This is a genomic window from Celeribacter neptunius, assembly GCF_900113955.1.
In the GTDB taxonomy this organism is placed as follows: domain Bacteria; phylum Pseudomonadota; class Alphaproteobacteria; order Rhodobacterales; family Rhodobacteraceae; genus Celeribacter; species Celeribacter neptunius.
This window is the reverse complement of the sequence record NZ_FORH01000009.1, coordinates 154,432-171,285: the sequence shown is the minus strand read 5'-3', so window position 1 is coordinate 171,285 and position 16,854 is coordinate 154,432. Positions and strand designations below refer to the sequence as shown.

The 16,854-nt window shown below is 61.5% G+C and carries 18 protein-coding genes; 4 read left to right on the top strand and 14 right to left on the bottom strand.

The annotated features are described in order from the left end of the window. Positions 1–2: 2 nt before the first annotated feature. A complete protein-coding gene (locus tag BM151_RS19585; RefSeq protein ID WP_090062849.1) occupies positions 3–1,733 on the bottom strand; it encodes a sensor histidine kinase in 1,731 nt (576 codons plus the stop codon). After that, positions 1,733–2,434, bottom strand: a complete 702-nt coding sequence (locus BM151_RS19580; RefSeq protein WP_090062846.1) for a response regulator transcription factor — start codon at positions 2,432–2,434, stop codon at positions 1,733–1,735. Before BM151_RS19580 ends, BM151_RS19585 begins: the two co-directional genes overlap by 1 nt. A 382-nt stretch (positions 2,435–2,816) precedes the next feature. Between BM151_RS19580 and BM151_RS19575 the strand changes: the two genes are divergently transcribed. Further along, positions 2,817–4,415, top strand: a complete 1,599-nt coding sequence (locus tag BM151_RS19575) for a phosphoenolpyruvate carboxykinase (protein ID WP_090062843.1) — start codon at positions 2,817–2,819, stop codon at positions 4,413–4,415. 138 nt (positions 4,416–4,553) lie between these two features. Further along, positions 4,554–4,892 (top strand): c-type cytochrome, encoded by a 339-nt coding sequence (locus BM151_RS19570; RefSeq protein WP_090062840.1) that lies wholly within the window; start codon positions 4,554–4,556, stop codon positions 4,890–4,892. Between the two features lie 10 nt (positions 4,893–4,902). Here the strand turns inward: BM151_RS19570 and BM151_RS19565 are convergent, their stop codons facing one another. After that, complete coding sequence (locus BM151_RS19565) at positions 4,903–5,676, bottom strand: sulfite exporter TauE/SafE family protein (protein ID WP_090062838.1); 774 nt, start codon at positions 5,674–5,676, stop codon at positions 4,903–4,905. A 241-nt stretch (positions 5,677–5,917) separates the two neighbouring features. Here BM151_RS19565 and BM151_RS19560 point away from each other — a divergent pair, with 241 nt between their 5' ends. Further along, on the top strand, positions 5,918–7,591 hold the full coding sequence (locus tag BM151_RS19560; protein ID WP_090062836.1) for an acyl-CoA dehydrogenase family protein: 1,674 nt from the start codon (positions 5,918–5,920) through the stop codon (positions 7,589–7,591). A gap of 21 nt (positions 7,592–7,612) precedes the next feature. Here the strand turns inward: BM151_RS19560 and recO are convergent, their stop codons facing one another. After that, on the bottom strand, positions 7,613–8,356 hold the full coding sequence (recO, locus tag BM151_RS19555; protein ID WP_090062834.1) for a DNA repair protein RecO: 744 nt from the start codon (positions 8,354–8,356) through the stop codon (positions 7,613–7,615). An 80-nt stretch (positions 8,357–8,436) separates the two neighbouring features. Then, complete coding sequence (locus tag BM151_RS19550; protein WP_177213232.1) at positions 8,437–8,772, bottom strand: DUF1491 family protein; 336 nt, start codon at positions 8,770–8,772, stop codon at positions 8,437–8,439. A gap of 117 nt (positions 8,773–8,889) precedes the next feature. Between BM151_RS19550 and BM151_RS19545 the strand changes: the two genes are divergently transcribed. Beyond that, the gene (locus BM151_RS19545) at positions 8,890–9,150 is read left to right on the top strand and encodes a hypothetical protein (RefSeq protein ID WP_090062830.1); all 261 of its coding nucleotides are present in this window, start codon (positions 8,890–8,892) and stop codon (positions 9,148–9,150) included. Here the strand turns inward: BM151_RS19545 and era are convergent. From era to rpoZ, 9 genes are all read right to left on the bottom strand, one after another. Next, complete coding sequence (gene era, locus BM151_RS19540; protein WP_090062828.1) at positions 9,111–10,031, bottom strand: GTPase Era; 921 nt, start codon at positions 10,029–10,031, stop codon at positions 9,111–9,113. The genes BM151_RS19545 and era overlap by 40 nt on opposite strands. After that, a complete protein-coding gene (gene rnc, locus BM151_RS19535) occupies positions 10,024–10,728 on the bottom strand; it encodes a ribonuclease III (protein ID WP_090062825.1) in 705 nt (234 codons plus the stop codon). Before rnc ends, era begins: the two co-directional genes overlap by 8 nt. Then, positions 10,725–11,507 (bottom strand): signal peptidase I, encoded by a 783-nt coding sequence (lepB, locus tag BM151_RS19530; RefSeq protein WP_090062930.1) that lies wholly within the window; start codon positions 11,505–11,507, stop codon positions 10,725–10,727. Before lepB ends, rnc begins: the two co-directional genes overlap by 4 nt. Positions 11,508–11,617: 110 nt before the next feature. After that, positions 11,618–12,034 (bottom strand): holo-ACP synthase, encoded by a 417-nt coding sequence (gene acpS / locus BM151_RS19525; RefSeq protein WP_090062823.1) that lies wholly within the window; start codon positions 12,032–12,034, stop codon positions 11,618–11,620. Beyond that, positions 12,031–12,657, bottom strand: coding sequence for a LysE family translocator (locus BM151_RS19520; RefSeq protein ID WP_245781271.1), 627 nt, complete (start codon positions 12,655–12,657; stop codon positions 12,031–12,033). Before BM151_RS19520 ends, acpS begins: the two co-directional genes overlap by 4 nt. Continuing rightward, positions 12,654–13,421 (bottom strand): pyridoxine 5'-phosphate synthase, encoded by a 768-nt coding sequence (locus BM151_RS19515; protein WP_090062821.1) that lies wholly within the window; start codon positions 13,419–13,421, stop codon positions 12,654–12,656. Before BM151_RS19515 ends, BM151_RS19520 begins: the two co-directional genes overlap by 4 nt. 144 nt (positions 13,422–13,565) lie before the next feature. Further along, the gene (locus tag BM151_RS19510) at positions 13,566–14,234 is read right to left on the bottom strand and encodes a DUF2062 domain-containing protein (RefSeq protein WP_090062819.1); all 669 of its coding nucleotides are present in this window, start codon (positions 14,232–14,234) and stop codon (positions 13,566–13,568) included. Between the two features lie 30 nt (positions 14,235–14,264). Then, positions 14,265–16,382, bottom strand: a complete 2,118-nt coding sequence (locus BM151_RS19505) for a RelA/SpoT family protein (RefSeq protein ID WP_090062817.1) — start codon at positions 16,380–16,382, stop codon at positions 14,265–14,267. 37 nt (positions 16,383–16,419) lie between these two features. Beyond that, complete coding sequence (gene rpoZ / locus BM151_RS19500) at positions 16,420–16,773, bottom strand: DNA-directed RNA polymerase subunit omega (RefSeq protein ID WP_090062815.1); 354 nt, start codon at positions 16,771–16,773, stop codon at positions 16,420–16,422. Between the last annotated feature and the right edge of the window lie 81 nt (positions 16,774–16,854).

Genomic DNA, 16,854 nt, shown 5'->3' with positions numbered 1-16,854 from the left:
GCTCAGACCGGCAGGCCGACGACGAAACGCGCGCCCAGCGGATCGGAGGTGATATCGGCATCGGTCGGGCGGATATTCTCGGCCCAGATCACGCCACCATGGGCTTCGATGATCTGTTTCGAAATGGCGAGCCCGAGACCCGAGTTGTTGCCGAACTGACCTTCGGGCCGCTCCGAGTAGAAGCGTTTGAAAATTTTCGACAGCGCCTGTTCCGGGATGCCCGGACCGGTGTCCTCGACCACGATCAGCACCCGGTGATCGCGCTTGCGCACCCAGACCCGGATCGCGTCGCCATCTTCGCAGAAGGACACGGCATTGGTGATCAGGTTGACAAACACCTGCGCCAGACGTGCTTCCAGACCGGAAATCACGATCGGCCTGTCCGGCATGTCGGAAATGAATTCGACGCCCTTTTCCTGGGCTTCCTGCGACAGGAAATCGATCAGGTTCGAGAGCATCTCGATCAGGTTGAAATCCTCTTCCTCCTCCTTCACCAGCTCACTGTCGAGCCGCGAGGCGTTGGAAATATCGGAGACCAGACGGTCGAGACGGCGCACGTCATGCTCGATCACGTCGAGCAATTTGGCGCGATGCTCCTCTTTCTTGATCATCCGCAGAGAGCCCACGGCAGAGCGCAGCGAGGCCAGCGGGTTCTTGATCTCATGCGCCACATCGGCGGCGAATTGTTCATTGGCGTCGATGCGATCATAGAGCGCCGAGACCATGCCCCTGAGCGCCGAAGACAGACGCCCGATCTCGTCGGGACGGCCCGAGAGATCCGGGATACGGACTCGGCCCGGGGCCATCTTCCGGCTGTTCTTGTCGCGCCCGATCTCGGCGGCCGCGGCCAGATCGGCCAGCGGGTTGGCAATGGTCGAGGCGAGAACCAGACTCAAGCCAATCGACACGAGAATGGCGATCACGAAGACCTGCAGAATCTGTTCCCGTTCGACCCGCACCAGATCGTCGATTTCGCCCTCGCCCGAGGTCAGACCGACAACCCCGATCGTATGCGCACCCGCCTCCGTCGTCATGGTAATCGGCGCCGCGACGGTAAACACGGTGGAGCCTTCGGCATTGACGCTGGTGTTGATGTGGATCTCATTGGCAAGCGCCTGTCTCGCCAGGCCGGACACATGGGTTTTCGCGTCGACGAATTGATCCTCTTCCGCCGCCTTGGCCAGCGTCAGGGCCGACCAGATGCCATTGAGAAAATCCGAGATAACGGTCGAGCGCTGGTTCGTGCTGACCCCGGCGACATTGGTCGGTTTCACCCGCGCCATCCCTTCGGTCGAGGCCAACAGCGCCCCGGTGCTGTCGTAGATATAGACATTCTCGCGCAGCGGCAGCTCCAGAACCCGCAGCACGGTCATCACGTCTTCGGACCCGGCAGTCCCGTCGAGCACCCCATCGGCACCCGCCGTCACCTCGAGCATATCGGCAACCAGCGCCGCCTCGGTGACCATGGCCATTTCGCGCTGGGTCACGAGACTGTCGCGGAACGGGTTGAGATAGAGGATCCCCGCCACCATCAGAATGATCGCAACGAGGTTGAAAGTGATGATCTTCTGCGCCAGCGGCGAACGGTTCACGGCAATGAACCTGCGGCGCTCGCGCTTGGCCCGCAGCTCCGCATCGGAATTGCGCGGCGCCACCCAATCATCGCCCAAGACGAGATCGGCGTCTTCCGCCTTATGCTTGCCCGAATGACCCATGCCGGAAGAGAGGCTCATTATTCCTCGTTATACCTGTAACCGATGCCGTAAAGCGTCTCGATCGCCGAGAATTCGGGATCGACGGACCGCATCTTCTTGCGCAGCCGCTTGATATGGCTGTCAATCGTGCGATCATCGACATAGACCTGATCGTCATAGGCCACGTCCATCAGCTGATCGCGGGATTTCACGAAACCCGGACGCTGTGCCAGCGCCTGCAACAGCAGGAATTCGGTGACGGTGAGCGTGACATCCATCCCCTTCCACTGCACGGCGTGGCGCAGCGGGTCCATTTCGAGCTCGCCGCGCGTCATCACCTTGGTGTCTTCGGTTTCGCCGACCTCTTCGCCTTCGATCGCTTCCTGACGGCGCAACAGCGCCCGGATGCGTTCGACCAGAAGACGCTGCGAAAACGGCTTTTTCACATAGTCGTCCGCGCCCATGCGCAGCCCCAGAACCTCGTCGATCTCATCGTCCTTCGAGGTCAGGAAGATCACCGGCATATTCGATTTCTGGCGCACCCGCTGCAGCAGATCCATACCATCCATACGCGGCATCTTGATGTCGAAAACGGCCATATCCGGCAGACGCTTGTTAAATGCGTCCAACGCCGACTGGCCGTCATTGTAAGTCTCAACCTCAAACCCTTCCGCTTCCAGTGTCATGGAAACGGAGGTGAGGATATTCCGGTCGTCATCAACCAAAGCAATGCGAGACATGGTCGGGTATCCTTCAACTGCTCAACTGTTCAATTTTTTGCGCCATACTCGGCCTTTCCCCAGGTCAAATCAAGCGAAACCGCGAATCGCGCCTATGATCCAATGCAATCCAAACGCGAAAAACACAAGGAATGGCTAATTTGTCCCACCTTTACCTTAACCCCGCGTCTATTTTGCGCCTGCGGCATAGCGGAGTTTCCTTGTTTGCGCTACCTCTTGCATGGTTGCGCTAACCTTGCGCTACATCCTGTTTACGTCGCGCTTTTGCATGCTATAGCACAACCGTTGGGCGCATGGATCGCCCGCCCGCGAATGGCCCTTTCGCGGTACAGACATTCTACATCCAATGACGCCGACAAGGACACGGCGGGGGAGATTGCACATGACAACCGGACGCGTGAACCCGGCTTTCACACTCGAAGACCAAGGCATCACCGGTCTTGGGACCGTCCATTATAACCTGCTTGAGCCTGCGCTGATCGAAGAAGCGATCAAACGCGGCGAAGGTGAGCTTGGGCAGGGGGGCTCCTTCCTTGTGAGCACCGGCAAACACACCGGTCGTTCCCCGAAAGACAAATACGTGGTGCGCACCCCGGACGTGGAAGACACGGTCTGGTGGGAAAACAACCAACCGATGGACCCGGAAAAATTCGATGTGCTCTATGCCGATATGCTCGAGCACATGAAGGGCCGCGAATTTTTCGTCGAGGACCTCTATGGCGGGGCCGACCCGGAGAACCGCCTCGATGTGCGCATGATCACCGAACTGGCCTGGCACGGGTTGTTCTGCCGCACCATGCTGCGCCGTCCTGAGCTCAAGGAGCTCGACGATTTCACCGCCGATTTCACCGTCATCAACTGCCCGTCCTTCAAGGCCGATCCGGAACGTCACGGCTGCCGGTCCGAGACCATCGTGGCGCTGAACTTCGCGAAAAAGGTGATCCTGATCGGCAACACCGAATACGCCGGTGAAAACAAGAAAGGCGTGTTCACGCTTCTCAACTACATCCTGCCGGGCAAGGGCATCATGGCGATGCACTGCTCCGCCAACCACGCGCCGAACAACCCGGTCGACACCGCGATCTTCTTCGGCCTGTCGGGCACCGGCAAGACCACGCTCTCGGCCGACCCGTCCCGCGTGCTGATCGGCGACGACGAGCATGGCTGGTCCGACAAGGGCACCTTCAACTTCGAAGGCGGCTGCTACGCCAAGACCATCAACCTCTCGGCCGAAGCCGAGCCGGAGATCTACGCCACCACGTTCAAATTCGGCACCGTGGTCGAGAACATGGTCTATGACGAGCACACCAAAGTGCTCGACTTCAAGGACAGCTCGCTGACCGAGAACATGCGCTGCGCCTACCCGCTGCACTACATCTCCAACGCCTCCGAGACCGCGATGGGCGGCCATCCGAAGAACATCATTCTTCTGACCTGTGACGCCTTTGGCGTGCTGCCTCCGATCGCGCGCCTGACCCCGGCGCAGGCGATGTATCACTTCCTCTCCGGCTTCACCTCGAAGACCCCAGGCACCGAGGTGGGCGTCGTGGAACCGATCCCGACCTTCTCCACCTGCTTTGGCGCGCCCTTCATGCCGCGTCGTCCGGAAGCCTATGGCAACCTGCTGCGCGAAAAGATCGCGAAACACGGTGCGACCTGCTGGCTGGTGAACACCGGCTGGACCGGTGGGGCCTTCGGCGCCGGCTCGCGGATGCCGATCAAGGCGACCCGCAACCTGCTGCACGCCGCGCTCGACGGCTCGCTGCATGATGTCGAATTCCGCATCGACCCGAACTTCGGCTTCGAAGTGCCGGTCTCCGTGCCGGATGTGGCCGACGTCCTGCTCGATCCGCGCAAAACCTGGAGCGTGAACGAGGAGTACGATGCGCAGGCCGAGAAGCTCGTGAAAATGTTCAAAGAGAACTTCGAGCAATACCTGCCCTATATCGACGACGACGTGAAAGCCGCCGCGATCAAGTAAGCCTTGCCGCATTGCGACAATCTGCGCCCCGGTCCTTTGGATCGGGGCGTTTTCTTTCGAGACACTTGCAAGGGCTGCGTCACCGGGTGTCATGCGGTGTGTCACTGCGCTGTCATCGCCATCTGGCAGGAAGGCGGCATGAGATATGCCCTCGCCCTCCTCCTGCCCTCCCTTCTCGCCGCACAGGGTCTGGCGCAAGATATCGACAGCTCCGACCCGACGCTGATCTCCTTCGGAGAACAGGTCTATGCGGATGCCTGCAGGACCTGTCACGGCGCGGAGGCCCTGGGCGGCAATGGCCCCGACATTCAGGGCGCCCTCCCCGGTGATGTCAAAACGGCCATCAGAGGCACCGATCAGATGCCGCCGGTCGAGCTGTCCGCCGGCGCACCGGAAGCGGTCGCGGCCTATCTCATGTCCCTCAACCCGAAGGTGGCCGACATCAGGCTGCGGCTGGAAGCGGCCAAGCGGAATTAAGCAAACGGACTTAGAACAGCCCGCGCCGGACCAGATTGGCCCCCGCCACCAACAGCACGAAAAGCGTGGCGCGTTTGAACTTCTGTTGATCGAGCCGGTCCTGCACCCAATGGCCGAGCGTCATGCCAAGCAGAGCCGGGATCAACAGCGAGGCGGAGAGCGGCAGGGTCCTGGCATTCAGAACCCCAGAATGCAGATGCGCGAAAAAGAGCATCAGCGCGCCGGAGCCGAAAATCACCCCGGTGATCTTGATCTGCAGCTTTTTCGGCGTGTCCACCGCGGTCAGATAGGCCACGGTCAAAGGCCCCCAGATCCCCGCAATGCCGCCGATCACCCCGGAGAGCGCGCCGAGACCGAGATCGTAGAAGCTGCGATGATGATCGGGGATATGCAGCGCCCGACCAAACAGCAGGTAGCTCGCCAGAAAGATGACGATCACGCCCAGCGACAGGAAGACCACCGATTGCGGCAGGATCACCACCAGCTGCGCCGAGAGCAGGATGAGCACCAGAAGCGCACCGATATAGAGCCGATAGGTCCTGGCCGCCTCGACCGCCTCGGAGATCCCGCCCCGCGTCGCCTGCCAGACATTCGAGACCACGGTCGAGAGGATCAGCCCGGCCAGCGCCAGCTCCGGCGACAGAAACGACCCGAGCCCGGAGAGCATGATCATCGGCATGGCGAAACCGGTGGCGCCTTTGACGAAGCCCGCCAGGAGCGCGATCAACAGCGCTGCCAGCATCTGTGGCAGGCTCAGAAGCGAAAAGAAGGTGATATCGGTCATGGTGTCCCTGATAGGCCGCGAGGCGGCAGAGGTATAGCGGAAAGCCGCGCCAAGATGGCGCCAGCGCGCAGCTTTGAGAAGTCCAGCCTGGGGCAGAGCCCCTGTGCCCCGGTGCACAGTCCGCGCGTCAAATTGGTCATTGCGACATTTTCGATCAGACAGAAACTATCAGACAAAATATTATTGCGCTGCGACTGCGAAGGGATTAGACAGGTCCAGAACCTGAGGAGGAGAGATTCCCATGGCCCTAGATCAACAGGAGATGACCATGTCGAACCCCATTTTGCCCGATCTTCTGGCCCTGACCGGTGCCGCCGTGGCCCCCGCCGAGGCGCTGCTCGACCGTGCACGTGCGGCATTGAAAGCCGAATTCCTCGATGGCGATCGCATTTCCGGCAAGAAGCTCGAAGCCAATCAGACCGCAGCCCACGGGCTGGCCTGGCTCGCCACCTATGTCGAGAGCCTGCGGCAGATGCAGAAATGGGCCGAGGCGCTCTCGACCGAGGGCAAATTCGGCGAAATGGAACAACTGATCCTCCAGATTGCTTTCGGCGAATATCTGAACCAGATCTACGGCGGCATCCCGATGAATCAGGGCGAAATCTGTCGCCTGTCCGACCTCGGTCTCGGCATCGTCCAGCCGAGCCACAAGGAGGTGGTCAAGCTGATGCTCGAGGCCAATTCGGTCTCCGCCCGCTCGCGCCTCGTCACCCTGATGCGTGACAACCACGGCCATGCCACATTCGGCGCCTCCGGTCTCGATGACGAGCTCGAGATGGTGCGCGAGCAGTTCCGCCGCTTTGCCGATGAAAAGGTCGCGCCGTTCTGCCACGACTGGCACCTGAAGGACGAGTTCATCCCGATGGAAATCATCGAGGAGCTGGCCGAACTGGGCGTGTTCGGCCTCACGATCCCCGAGGAATACGGTGGCTTCGGCTTCCCGAAAGCCGCCATGGTCGTCGTGTCCGAAGAGCTGTCGCGCGGCTATATCGGTGTCGGCTCGCTGGGCACCCGCTCCGAGATCGCGGCCGAGCTCATTTTGGGTGGCGGCACCGAGGAACAAAAGGAACAGTGGCTGCCGAAACTCTCCTCGGCCGAGATCCTGCCCACCGCCGTCTTCACCGAACCCAATACCGGCTCCGACCTCGGCAGCCTGCGCACCCGCGCGGTGAAAGAGGGCGAGACCTATACGGTGACCGGCAACAAGACCTGGATCACCCACGCCGCGCGCACCCATGTGATGACGCTTCTGGCCCGCACCGATCCGGACACCACGGATTACAAGGGCCTGTCGATGTTCCTGGCCGAAAAGACGCCGGGCGATGACGCCAACCCCTTCCCCACCCCGGGCATGACCGGTGGCGAGATCGAGGTGTTGGGGTATCGCGGCATGAAGGAATACGAATTGGGTTTCGACGGGTTCAAGGTCGACGCCAAGAACCTTCTCGGCGGGGTCGAAGGTCAGGGCTTCAAGCAGCTGATGCAGACTTTCGAGAGCGCCCGCATCCAGACCGCCGCCCGCGCCATCGGCGTGGCACAGAATGCGCTGGAAGTCGGCATGCAATATGCCGAGGAACGCAAGCAATTCGGCAAGTCGCTGATCGAATTCCCGCGCGTCTCCGGCAAGCTGGCGATGATGGCGGTGGAGATCATGGTGGCGCGTCAGCTCACCTATTACTCTGCCTGGGAAAAGGACCACGGCCAGCGCTGTGACCTTGAGGCCGGCATGGCGAAGCTTCTGGGCGCCCGTGTCGCTTGGGCCGCCGCCGACAATGCGCTGCAGATCCATGGCGGCAATGGTTTTGCCCTTGAGTATCAGATCTCCCGCATCCTCTGCGATGCCCGCATTCTGAACATTTTCGAAGGCGCCGGCGAGATTCAGGCGCAGGTGATCGCGCGCCGCCTGCTCGGCTGATCCAGCCCCCGCAGCAACGCGTTAGAAAGGCGGTGCCTCCTGCGCCGCCTTTTTTGCCAGCCGGTCGAGGAACCGGTTGCGCGCCGCCGGCAAAGGCCGGTCAGACAGTTCCGCGATAATCTTGGCAAGAAAATGCCCGGTGGTCGTCAGCCCCTGACCGATCTCGGTGAAATCCAGCGAGGATTGCCCCAGGAGACATTGCGGCAGCGGCAACAGCCGGTCCGCCCAGTCCCCGGCGCCCTGACGCGACACGGCGCGGCCGGTCTTGGGCGACACATAGATCAGATCGTCGGGTGAGCCGGTGACGGCGCAGCTTGAGAGATCGAGACCAAAGCCCAGTTCCTCCAGAAGCGAGACCTCCCAATGCAGATAGGCCAGAGGCCACATCGGGTCCGTCCCGACACGGTCGAACAGCGCGAGGCTCTCGGCATAGAGATACGCGTGCGCCTCACGTTCCGGCAGCAGGAAGGCGAGCATCGCCGTCATCGCCGTCATGCCGGACAGCGCCAAAGGATCGCTCAGCACATGGGCGCGGCTTTTCAGCGGTTCGAAGGTGAAACTGCCGAGGTGATCCTCGAGTCGGGCTTTCCAGGTCACCGCCACCTGCCCGCCGGGCTGGAGATGCGGCGACATTTTCCGCGAGATGCCGCCGCGCACCACGCCGGCATGACGCCCATGGTCTTCGGTGAAGACCTCGACAATCACCGAGGTCTCGCCATGTTTGCGGAGCGACAGCACCACCCCTTCATCGCGCCACTCGATCATGCGCCTGCTTCTTTTGCTTCAAATCCTTGAGTGAGACTGGCCCGGCCAAGGCGCAAGGTCAATCGCGCGTCACGCGCGGATCATTCGTTGAGCCCCGGCTCATCGAGAAGCGTGCGGCCCAGACGGTCCTCGACCTCGATGATCCAGAGATCCGGGTCAAAGCTGCGCTGTTTCGCCAAAGAGGCATCGACGTCGCGCTCCTCCCCCTCGGCCAGAACCGCCCAGTCCCGGCGATCTTCCATCAGGTTGAATTCACGCTGAAACACCTTGGCCTGCCCGTCGAGCGTGTTGAGCTTCACCAGCACAGCGCCCGCCGTGGCATCGCCCTTCTTGACGACAAAGGCCGGGATATCGTTGAGCCTGAGCCGCGTCAGATAAGCAGAAGTCCATATTTCAGCCGTCAGCCGCATTTTCACACCCTCACCCGAGGCAACCCGGGCAAAATCGTTGCTTTATCGGCCCGTAGCCCTTCTTCTGAAGCCATAAACCGCACAGGAAACCGATTTCAAGAACTGCAGCCCAAGGAGCGCACCATGGCCGAACAGAAATATAAACCGAACCCGCTTTTTCTCGTGCTCATGCTTGTCGGAGCCGCATTGGTCGTCGCCCCGACGCTCATTGGAATGCCGGCCCGGCCCGCAATGCTCCTGACCTTCCTCGGCTTCGCGCTTTTGCTCCTGAACTTCATCCTGAACATGGCGGCACTGGTCCGGTTCAAAAAAAGCGCAAAAGAGCGAATGAGCCCCGGTGGGGCTCAGTTGCCATCCTTGAAATCGAGCCCCATCTCGCCGTAGCGCTCGGCCTCTTCGAGCCAGTTCGGACGCACTTTCACCTGCAGGAACAGATGCACCTTGCGGCCGAGGAATTCGGAGAGCTCCTCGCGCGCGGCGCGCGAAATCCGTTTGATCGTCTCGCCCCGATGGCCCAGGAGGATGCCCTTGTGCCCGTCGCGGGCGACATAGACCACCTGATCGATCTTGGCGGAACCGTCCTTACGCTCTTCCCAGTTCTCGGTCTCGACGGTGAGCTGGTAAGGCAATTCCTGATGCAGGTTCAGGGTGAGTTTCTCACGCGTGATCTCGGCGGCGATCATCCGCATCGGCAGATCGGCAATCTGGTCTTCCGGGTAGAGCCACGGGCCTTCCGGCAGTTCCTTGGCCAGCCATTTGCGCAGATCGTTCACGCCCTTGCCCTTTTCGGCCGAGATCATGAAGGTCTCGACGAAGTCACGGCGTTCGTTCATGTCCTTGGTGATCGCGAGAAGTTTCTCCACATCCACCATGTCGATCTTGTTGATCGCCAGCGCGACTTTCTGATTGGGGTTCGAATGCTCATCGAGCGCGGCCAAAATGGCCTCGACCCCTTCGGTCACGCCGCGGTGTGCCTCGATCAGCAAGACGACGATATCGGCATCCGCAGCCCCGCCCCAGGCGGCGCTGACCATCGCGCGATCCAGCCGGCGTTTCGGTTTGAAAATGCCGGGCGTGTCGACAAAGACGATCTGGCTGTCGCCCTCGATCGCGACGCCGCGAATGCGGGCGCGGGTGGTCTGCACCTTATGGGTGACGATCGATACTTTCGCCCCGACCATGCGGTTCAACAGCGTCGATTTCCCGGCATTGGGTTCGCCGATCAGGGCGACAAAGCCGGCGCGTGTGGTTTCCGTCTCAGCCATTCTTTTTGGCCTCCAATTTCGCCTCGAGTCGCTTCAAGAGCGCCTTGGCAGCGGCCTGTTCGGCCTGTCGTTTCGAATTGGCCTCAGCCTGCTCCGCCTCACCGCTCTCGAGCGTCACTTCGATGGTGAAGACCGGCGCGTGATCCGGGCCCTTGCGGGACAGTTCCGCATATTTCGGGGGCTTTTGTCCACGGGCCTGCGCCCATTCCTGCAACGCGGTCTTGGGATCGCGGGCATCCTCTTCGACCTGATCGACGCGCTTGCCCCAGAGCTTGCGCACCACTTTTTTCGCCACATCGAACCCGGCATCGCGATAGATCGCGGCGATCACCGCTTCCATCGCATCGCCCAGAAGCGCCTCTTTGCGGCGCCCCCCCGACATCATCTCGGAACGGCCGAGTTTCAGCACCGCGCCCAGATCAATCTGACGCGCCACATCGGCGCAGGCTTCCTTGCGCACCAATGCGTTGAACCGCGGCGCGAGCTGGCCTTCGGAAGCGGTCTTGTCGGCCTCGAACAGAGCCTCGGCCATGGTCAGGCCCAAAACCCGGTCGCCCAGGAATTCGAGCCGCTGGTTGTCGGGCCGGGTGGGCGAGGAAATCGAGCTGTGGGTGAGCGCGCGCACCAGAAGTTCCGGCTGAGAAAACTCATGCCCGAGACGTTTCTGAAACGCCTGGAGATCGGCGGAAATCTTCACTGCAGCGCCTTGAAGAAACGGTCTTTGCGCCAGGTCCAGAAATAGACCAGGCGGGTGCCGGCGGCGGAGAAAATCACCCGGCTGACCTTGCCGACGAGATATTCCTCGGGCACGTAGCCGACACCGCCGGCTTCCTGCGGGATGCGGCTGTCGGCGGAGTTGTCGCGGTTGTCGCCCATGAAGAAGTAATTGCCCTCGGGCACGGTATAGACCGGGGTATTGTCCACCCCGGTGGTGCGGATGTTGAGGATCGAGTGCTGATGCCCACCCGGCAGGGTCTCGATATATTTCTCCTTCACGCAATCACCGCCCTCGCCCGGGGTGTTGGTACAGGAAGGATGCCGTCCCGCGGCGCCCTGTTTCTCGAAGGTTTCGATAAACGCCCCGTCGTCGGTCTGTTTCGCTTCTTCGCCATTGATAAAGACCACACCATTCTTGACCTGCACCCGATCCCCCGGCAGGCCGATCAGGCGCTTGACGAAAGTGCGGTGCTGGGTCGGGTGTTCGAAGACCACGATATCGCCGCGTTCCGGCTCGGAGCCAAGGATGCGCCCCGAGATCGGGCAGAGGAAATTGAGCACCTTCGGGCAGGACCATTGCGAATAGCCGTAGCTCATCTTGTTGACGAAGAGGAAATCACCGATCAACAGCGTATCCTTCATCGAGGAAGACGGGATGAAGAAGGGCTGGAAAAAGAAGGTGCGGAACACCCCGGCAATCAACAAGGCATAGACCACGGTTTTCACGGTCTCGGTCAGGCTGTCCTTGGTACTGCTCATCATCTGTTCCTTTGGGGAGTGGCAATTGCTCACGCGGGATATGAAAGCCGCGGCAATGGCTGTCAAGGCAAAGCCCCGTGAAGCCGGGGTTTTGCGGCTATTTCACACGTTTAACCGGCATATTCAGGCGGCAGGGGCCGTGCCTCGATCACCACGAAGGCCTGTGCCCAGGGATGATCGTCGGTCAGCGTCACATGGATGATCGCCTCATGACCCGCCGGTGTCATCTCGTCGAGCCGCTCCCTGGCCCAGCCCGTGACCTCCATCACCGGCTGCCCCGTGCGCATGTTCCTGACCGCCATGTCCTTCCAGGAGATGCCCATGGCAAGCCCGGTGCCCAGCGCCTTGGAACAGGCCTCCTTGGCGGCCCAGCGTTTGGCATAGGTGCCGGCAACATCGCGGCGACGCTCGGCCTTGGCCTGTTCCACCTCGGTGAAGACGCGATTCTTGAACCGCTCGCCAAAGCGCTCGATCGTGCCGGAAATCCGGTCGATATTGGCGAGATCCGTGCCGATGCCAAGGATCATGCGACCACCTTTGCCGTCAGAACCTTGAGCGCAGCATAGCCAAAGAGCGCGGCGAAAGCGGCTTCGAAAACCCGGTGTGCATTGAGATAGCCCCGCGCGATGATGCGGGTCGAAAAGGCCAGCGCCATCAGGCACATCACGGCAAAGGAGACTGCGAGGCAGGAGGCGCCGACCTGCAAGAGCGCGATCGGTTCGGAGCCGGGCGGGATGATCACCGCGTAGAGCGAACCCCAGAACAGAATGGCTTTCGGATTGGTCAGGTGAATGGTGAAGCCCCGGAGCCAGGAGAGACGCAAAGGCTCCTGCACGGCGCGCACCCGGGCCTCACCTTTCGAGAGCGCCACCCGCGCCGATTTCAGCGCCAGAAACAACAGGTAAGCAGCGCCGGCATAGCGCAGCGCGGTGATCAGCCAGACATGGGCGAGCATGGCGGCACTCAGCCCCAGCCCGGCCACCACGGCCCAGATCAGCGACCCAACCCAGACACCAATGGCGAGCGCCAACCCGTTGCCACGTCCGCCGCCCATCGCGGCGCCGACGATGGCCAGAACCGCCGGACCGGGTGAGCCGACGGCAATCGCCCAACCGACCAGAATCGGCCAGAGATCGTGAAACGGGATCACCGGGAGCCCCCGGCCTCGGCCCTGGCCTCGTCCATCAGGCGCCGCATTTCCTGAATGGCGGGCGCGATGCCGCGGAAGATCGCCTCGCCGATGAGGAAATGGCCGATGTTCAGCTCGACAATCTCCGGCAGGGCGGCGATCGGTTTCACCGTGTCATAGGTCAGCCCGTGGCCGGCGTGGACCTCGAGCCCGAGCCCCGCGGCAAAGCTGGCCATCTCGGTCAGACGTTTGAGCTCCTCGTCGCGCTCGGCGAATTTGCCCTCGGCATGCAGGTCGCAATAGGCGCCGGTGTGCAGCTCGACCACGGCGGCACCGATCCGGTGCGCCGCCTCGATCTGCGGCTGATCGGCGGCGATGAAGATCGACACGCGCGAGCCGGCCTCGCGCAAAGGCGCGATGAAATGCGCCAGACGGTTTTCCTCGCGCGCCACTTCAAGCCCACCCTCGGTGGTGCGTTCCTCGCGCTTTTCCGGCACCAGACAGATCGCATGCGGCTTGTGGCGCAGCGCGATTTTCTGCATCTCGTCGGTCGCGGCCATTTCCAGATTGAGCGGCACCGACAGGTTCGCCACCAGCGCCTCGATATCCGCGTCGGTGATATGACGACGATCTTCACGCAGATGCGCGGTGATGCCGTCGGCACCCGCCTCCTCGGCCAGTTTCGCCGCCCTGACCGGGTCCGGATAGGCCGAGCCACGGGCGTTTCGCACGGTGGCAACATGGTCGATATTCATGCCGAGGCGCAGCGGGGGCAAAATGCTCATGATCGGATTCCTGATGGTTCAATAGGCCAGGTCGTTGGACCGGACCATAGCGCTATGGGCGTGAAAGAAAACCGACAATCGCTGATGGGACCGATCAAGCCCTGTGCGACAGAGCGCGATAGCCGCGACCAGCGGGGTCCGCCGTCATTCGTGGGTCGGCGAGGGCTTCACGGCGGATTTTTTCTGCGCCGCCTTTTTGCGACGCAGCTCTTCGAGCTTGGCCTTGAGCTTGCCGCGACGGCGGTGCTGATAGGCGGCAACCATCGGCAGGATCAGATAATAGGCCGCAAGCCCGGCCATGATCCCCGGAATGATACCACCGACGGCATAGGGCAGGAAAACCTCGTGAAAGAACCGGATGAGCCCGTCCCAATTGGCGTCGCGGTCGGTGAACAGCGCAAAGAAATTCGACCAGAGATCGTCCGCCGCATCGAAGAATTTGCCGACAAAACTGCGGTCGTGATGATGATCGAACTCTGTGCCGAGGATGAAATGCCCACTGGTCATCGAGATCACCCCGATCGGCACATAGGTCAGCGGATTGCCGACAAAGGTTGCTAGAAGCGCCGCGATGACATTGCCGCGCATCAGCTTGGCCAGCAGAAAGGCGAGGAGGAAATGCAAGCCGAAGAGCGGCGTGAAGACGACGAACACCCCGGCAAAGACGCCCCGGGCGATCTTGTGTGGCGTGTCGGGAAGACGGTGCAACCGGTGCCGCAGGTAGCGCACGGCGCGCGACCAGCCGCCCCTGGGCCAGAACACCTGGGCCAGCCATTCCAGCGGCTTAAGTTTTTCCCGGCGTTTGAATACCACGTGACCCCTGTGCCCCTTCGGCCCGGCCGTTTAAGGCCGCATGTCCAGATTTCTGTATCGGCGTACCCGTGCCACTTCACTTTCCGCTTCCAGCGCCAGCATCACCGCATGGAGATGTTCGACATCCCTGAGATCGACATCTACGATCAAACGGTAAAAATCCGGCGTACGATCGATAAAATTCAGATCGGCGATATTGGCTTTCTGCTCACCGATCAGCGTGCAGATCCGGCCAAGCACCCCGGTGTCATTCGAAATCGTGATATCGAGCGACACGGTGTGATCGGCAGCATGAGGCCCGGCGTGCCATTGCAGATCGACCCAGCGGTTGCTCTCGCCCTCGACCTCTTCGAGCGCCGGACAATCGATGGCATGGATCACCACGCCCTTGCCGCGATAGGTGATGCCGACGATGCGCTCGCCCGGCACCGGCTGACAGCATTGCGCGCGATTATAGCTCTCGCCCTCGGAGAGGCCAAGCACCGCGCGATTGGCATCGATCGTATCGCTCTCGCGCACCAGTTCGGGATAGACGGTCCGCACCACATCGGAGGCGGTCAATTCGGCAGAGCCGAGCCGGGCCAGAAGCTCTTCTGTTCCCGCGAGAGACAGTTGTTTCGCCGCGGTGGCCAGCGCCTTTTCCGAGGCTTTCTTGCCGACATGTTCAAAGGCGACCCGCGCCAGTTCGCGGCCGAGTTTGACGAAGCGCTCGCGATCCTCTTCGCGCAGAGATTTGCGGATCGCCGCCTTGGCACGGCCGGTCACCACGATATCGAGCCAGGTCGCCTGCGGCCGCTGGCCCTCGGCGGTGAGAATCTCAACCGCCTGGCCGTTCTTCAGCCGGGTCCAGAGCGGCACACGGATACCGTCCACCTTGGCACCGACACAGCTGTCACCGATCCGCGTGTGGATCGCATAGGCATAGTCCAGCGGCGTCGCACCTTTCGGCAGGCTGACCACCTCGCCCTTGGGGGTGAAGGTAAAGACCTTGTCGGAATACATCTCGAGCTTCACATGCTCGAGGAATTCCGAATGATCCTCGGCGGTCTCGAACCGTTCACTGAGCTGCGCCAGCCATTTCGCCGGATCGACGGCAAAGGGGTTCTGCGCCCGCACGCCATCGCGATAGGACCAATGCGCCGCCACGCCGCTTTCGGCCACCTCGTGCATTTGCCGGGTGCGGATCTGTACCTCGACGCGCTTGCCGTCACGCCCCGACACGGTGGTGTGGATCGAACGGTAGCCGTTGGATTTCGGCTGCGAGATGTAATCCTTGAAGCGGGTCGGCACGGCGCGCCAACGCTGATGGATCACGCCCAAGACGCGGTAGCAATCCATCTCGGAGCGGGTGATCACCCGGAAACCGTAAATGTCGGAGAGACGGGAGAAGCTCTGTTGCTTCTCCTCCATCTTGCGCCAGATCGAATAGGGTTTCTTGGCCCGGCCGAAAACATCAGCGTCGATCCCCTCCTTGTCGAGCTCGGCACGAATGTCATTGGTGATCTTGTGGATCACATCGCCGGTCTCGCGCTGCAACAGGATAAACCGCCGGATGATCGAATTGCGTGCCTCCGGGTTGATCACCCGGAACGACAGATCTTCCAATTCCTCGCGCATCCATTGCATGCCCATGCGCCCCGCCAGAGGCGCAAAGATATCCATGGTCTCGCGGGCTTTCTGGAGCTGTTTTTCGGGCCGCATCGATTTGATCGTGCGCATATTGTGCAGACGGTCGGCGAGTTTCACCAGAATCACCCGCAGATCGCGCGACATCGCCATGAACAGTTTGCGGAAGTTCTCCGCCTGTTTGGTCTCGGTCGAGGAGAGCTGCAGATTGGTGAGCTTGGTCACCCCGTCCACCAGCTCGGCCACTTCTTCGCCGAACCGCCGCGAGACCTCGGAGTAGGAGGCGCGGGTGTCCTCGATCGTGTCGTGCAAAAGCGCGGTGATGATGGTGGCATCATCGAGCGCCTGCTCGGTCAGGATCGCGGCAACGGCAACGGGATGGGTGAAATAGGGTTCGCCGGAGCGGCGGAACTGCCCCTCATGCATCTCACGCCCATAGGCATAGGCGTCGCGGATGAGGTCGGCATTTGTCTTGGGGTTGTAGTTGCGGACCAGGGCGATCAGGTCTTCGACGTCGATCATTTTGGTCCGCGAACTCCATCTTGGCGGCGCATGCGCCTTACTGCTGACCTTGAGCTTCCATCAGGGCGCGCAGCAGTTTCTCTTCGGACATGTCGTCCTCGGCCGGCTTGTCGGCCTCCTGGCCCATCAGCAGGGCCATCTGATCGTCTTCCGGCTCATCGACCTCGATCTGGGTCTGATGGGACTCGATCATCCGCTCGCGCAGGCTATCGGCGGACTGGGTCTCTTCCGCGATCTCGCGCAGCGCCACGACCGGGTTCTTGTCATTGTCGCGATCGACGGTCAGCGCACCGCCGGAAGCGATCTCACGCGCACGATGTGCGGCGAGCATCACCAGCTCGAAGCGGTTCGGAACCTTGTCGACGCAATCTTCAACGGTCACGCGGGCCATGGGATCTCCAATCGTTGGAATGACGGGGGTCTGATACAAAGGCCCTATTTAGGACCTCAGAGGAAGCTTGACAAGCGCCCT

What these genes read in the sequence shown, in the direction of transcription:
- BM151_RS19585 (WP_090062849.1), bottom strand. Translation starts at nt 1,733, where the DNA reads ATGAGCCTCTCTTCCGGCATGGGTCATTCGGGCAAGCATAAGGCGGAA.
- BM151_RS19580 (WP_090062846.1), bottom strand. Translation starts at nt 2,434, where the DNA reads ATGTCTCGCATTGCTTTGGTTGATGACGACCGGAATATCCTCACCTCC.
- BM151_RS19575 (WP_090062843.1), top strand. Translation starts at nt 2,817, where the DNA reads ATGACAACCGGACGCGTGAACCCGGCTTTCACACTCGAAGACCAAGGC.
- BM151_RS19570 (WP_090062840.1), top strand. Translation starts at nt 4,554, where the DNA reads ATGAGATATGCCCTCGCCCTCCTCCTGCCCTCCCTTCTCGCCGCACAG.
- BM151_RS19565 (WP_090062838.1), bottom strand. Translation starts at nt 5,676, where the DNA reads ATGACCGATATCACCTTCTTTTCGCTTCTGAGCCTGCCACAGATGCTG.
- BM151_RS19560 (WP_090062836.1), top strand. Translation starts at nt 5,918, where the DNA reads ATGGCCCTAGATCAACAGGAGATGACCATGTCGAACCCCATTTTGCCC.
- recO (WP_090062834.1), bottom strand. Translation starts at nt 8,356, where the DNA reads ATGATCGAGTGGCGCGATGAAGGGGTGGTGCTGTCGCTCCGCAAACAT.
- BM151_RS19545 (WP_090062830.1), top strand. Translation starts at nt 8,890, where the DNA reads ATGGCCGAACAGAAATATAAACCGAACCCGCTTTTTCTCGTGCTCATG.
- era (WP_090062828.1), bottom strand. Translation starts at nt 10,031, where the DNA reads ATGGCTGAGACGGAAACCACACGCGCCGGCTTTGTCGCCCTGATCGGC.
- lepB (WP_090062930.1), bottom strand. Translation starts at nt 11,507, where the DNA reads ATGAGCAGTACCAAGGACAGCCTGACCGAGACCGTGAAAACCGTGGTC.
- acpS (WP_090062823.1), bottom strand. Translation starts at nt 12,034, where the DNA reads ATGATCCTTGGCATCGGCACGGATCTCGCCAATATCGACCGGATTTCC.
- BM151_RS19515 (WP_090062821.1), bottom strand. Translation starts at nt 13,421, where the DNA reads ATGAGCATTTTGCCCCCGCTGCGCCTCGGCATGAATATCGACCATGTT.
- BM151_RS19505 (WP_090062817.1), bottom strand. Translation starts at nt 16,382, where the DNA reads ATGATCGACGTCGAAGACCTGATCGCCCTGGTCCGCAACTACAACCCC.
- rpoZ (WP_090062815.1), bottom strand. Translation starts at nt 16,773, where the DNA reads ATGGCCCGCGTGACCGTTGAAGATTGCGTCGACAAGGTTCCGAACCGC.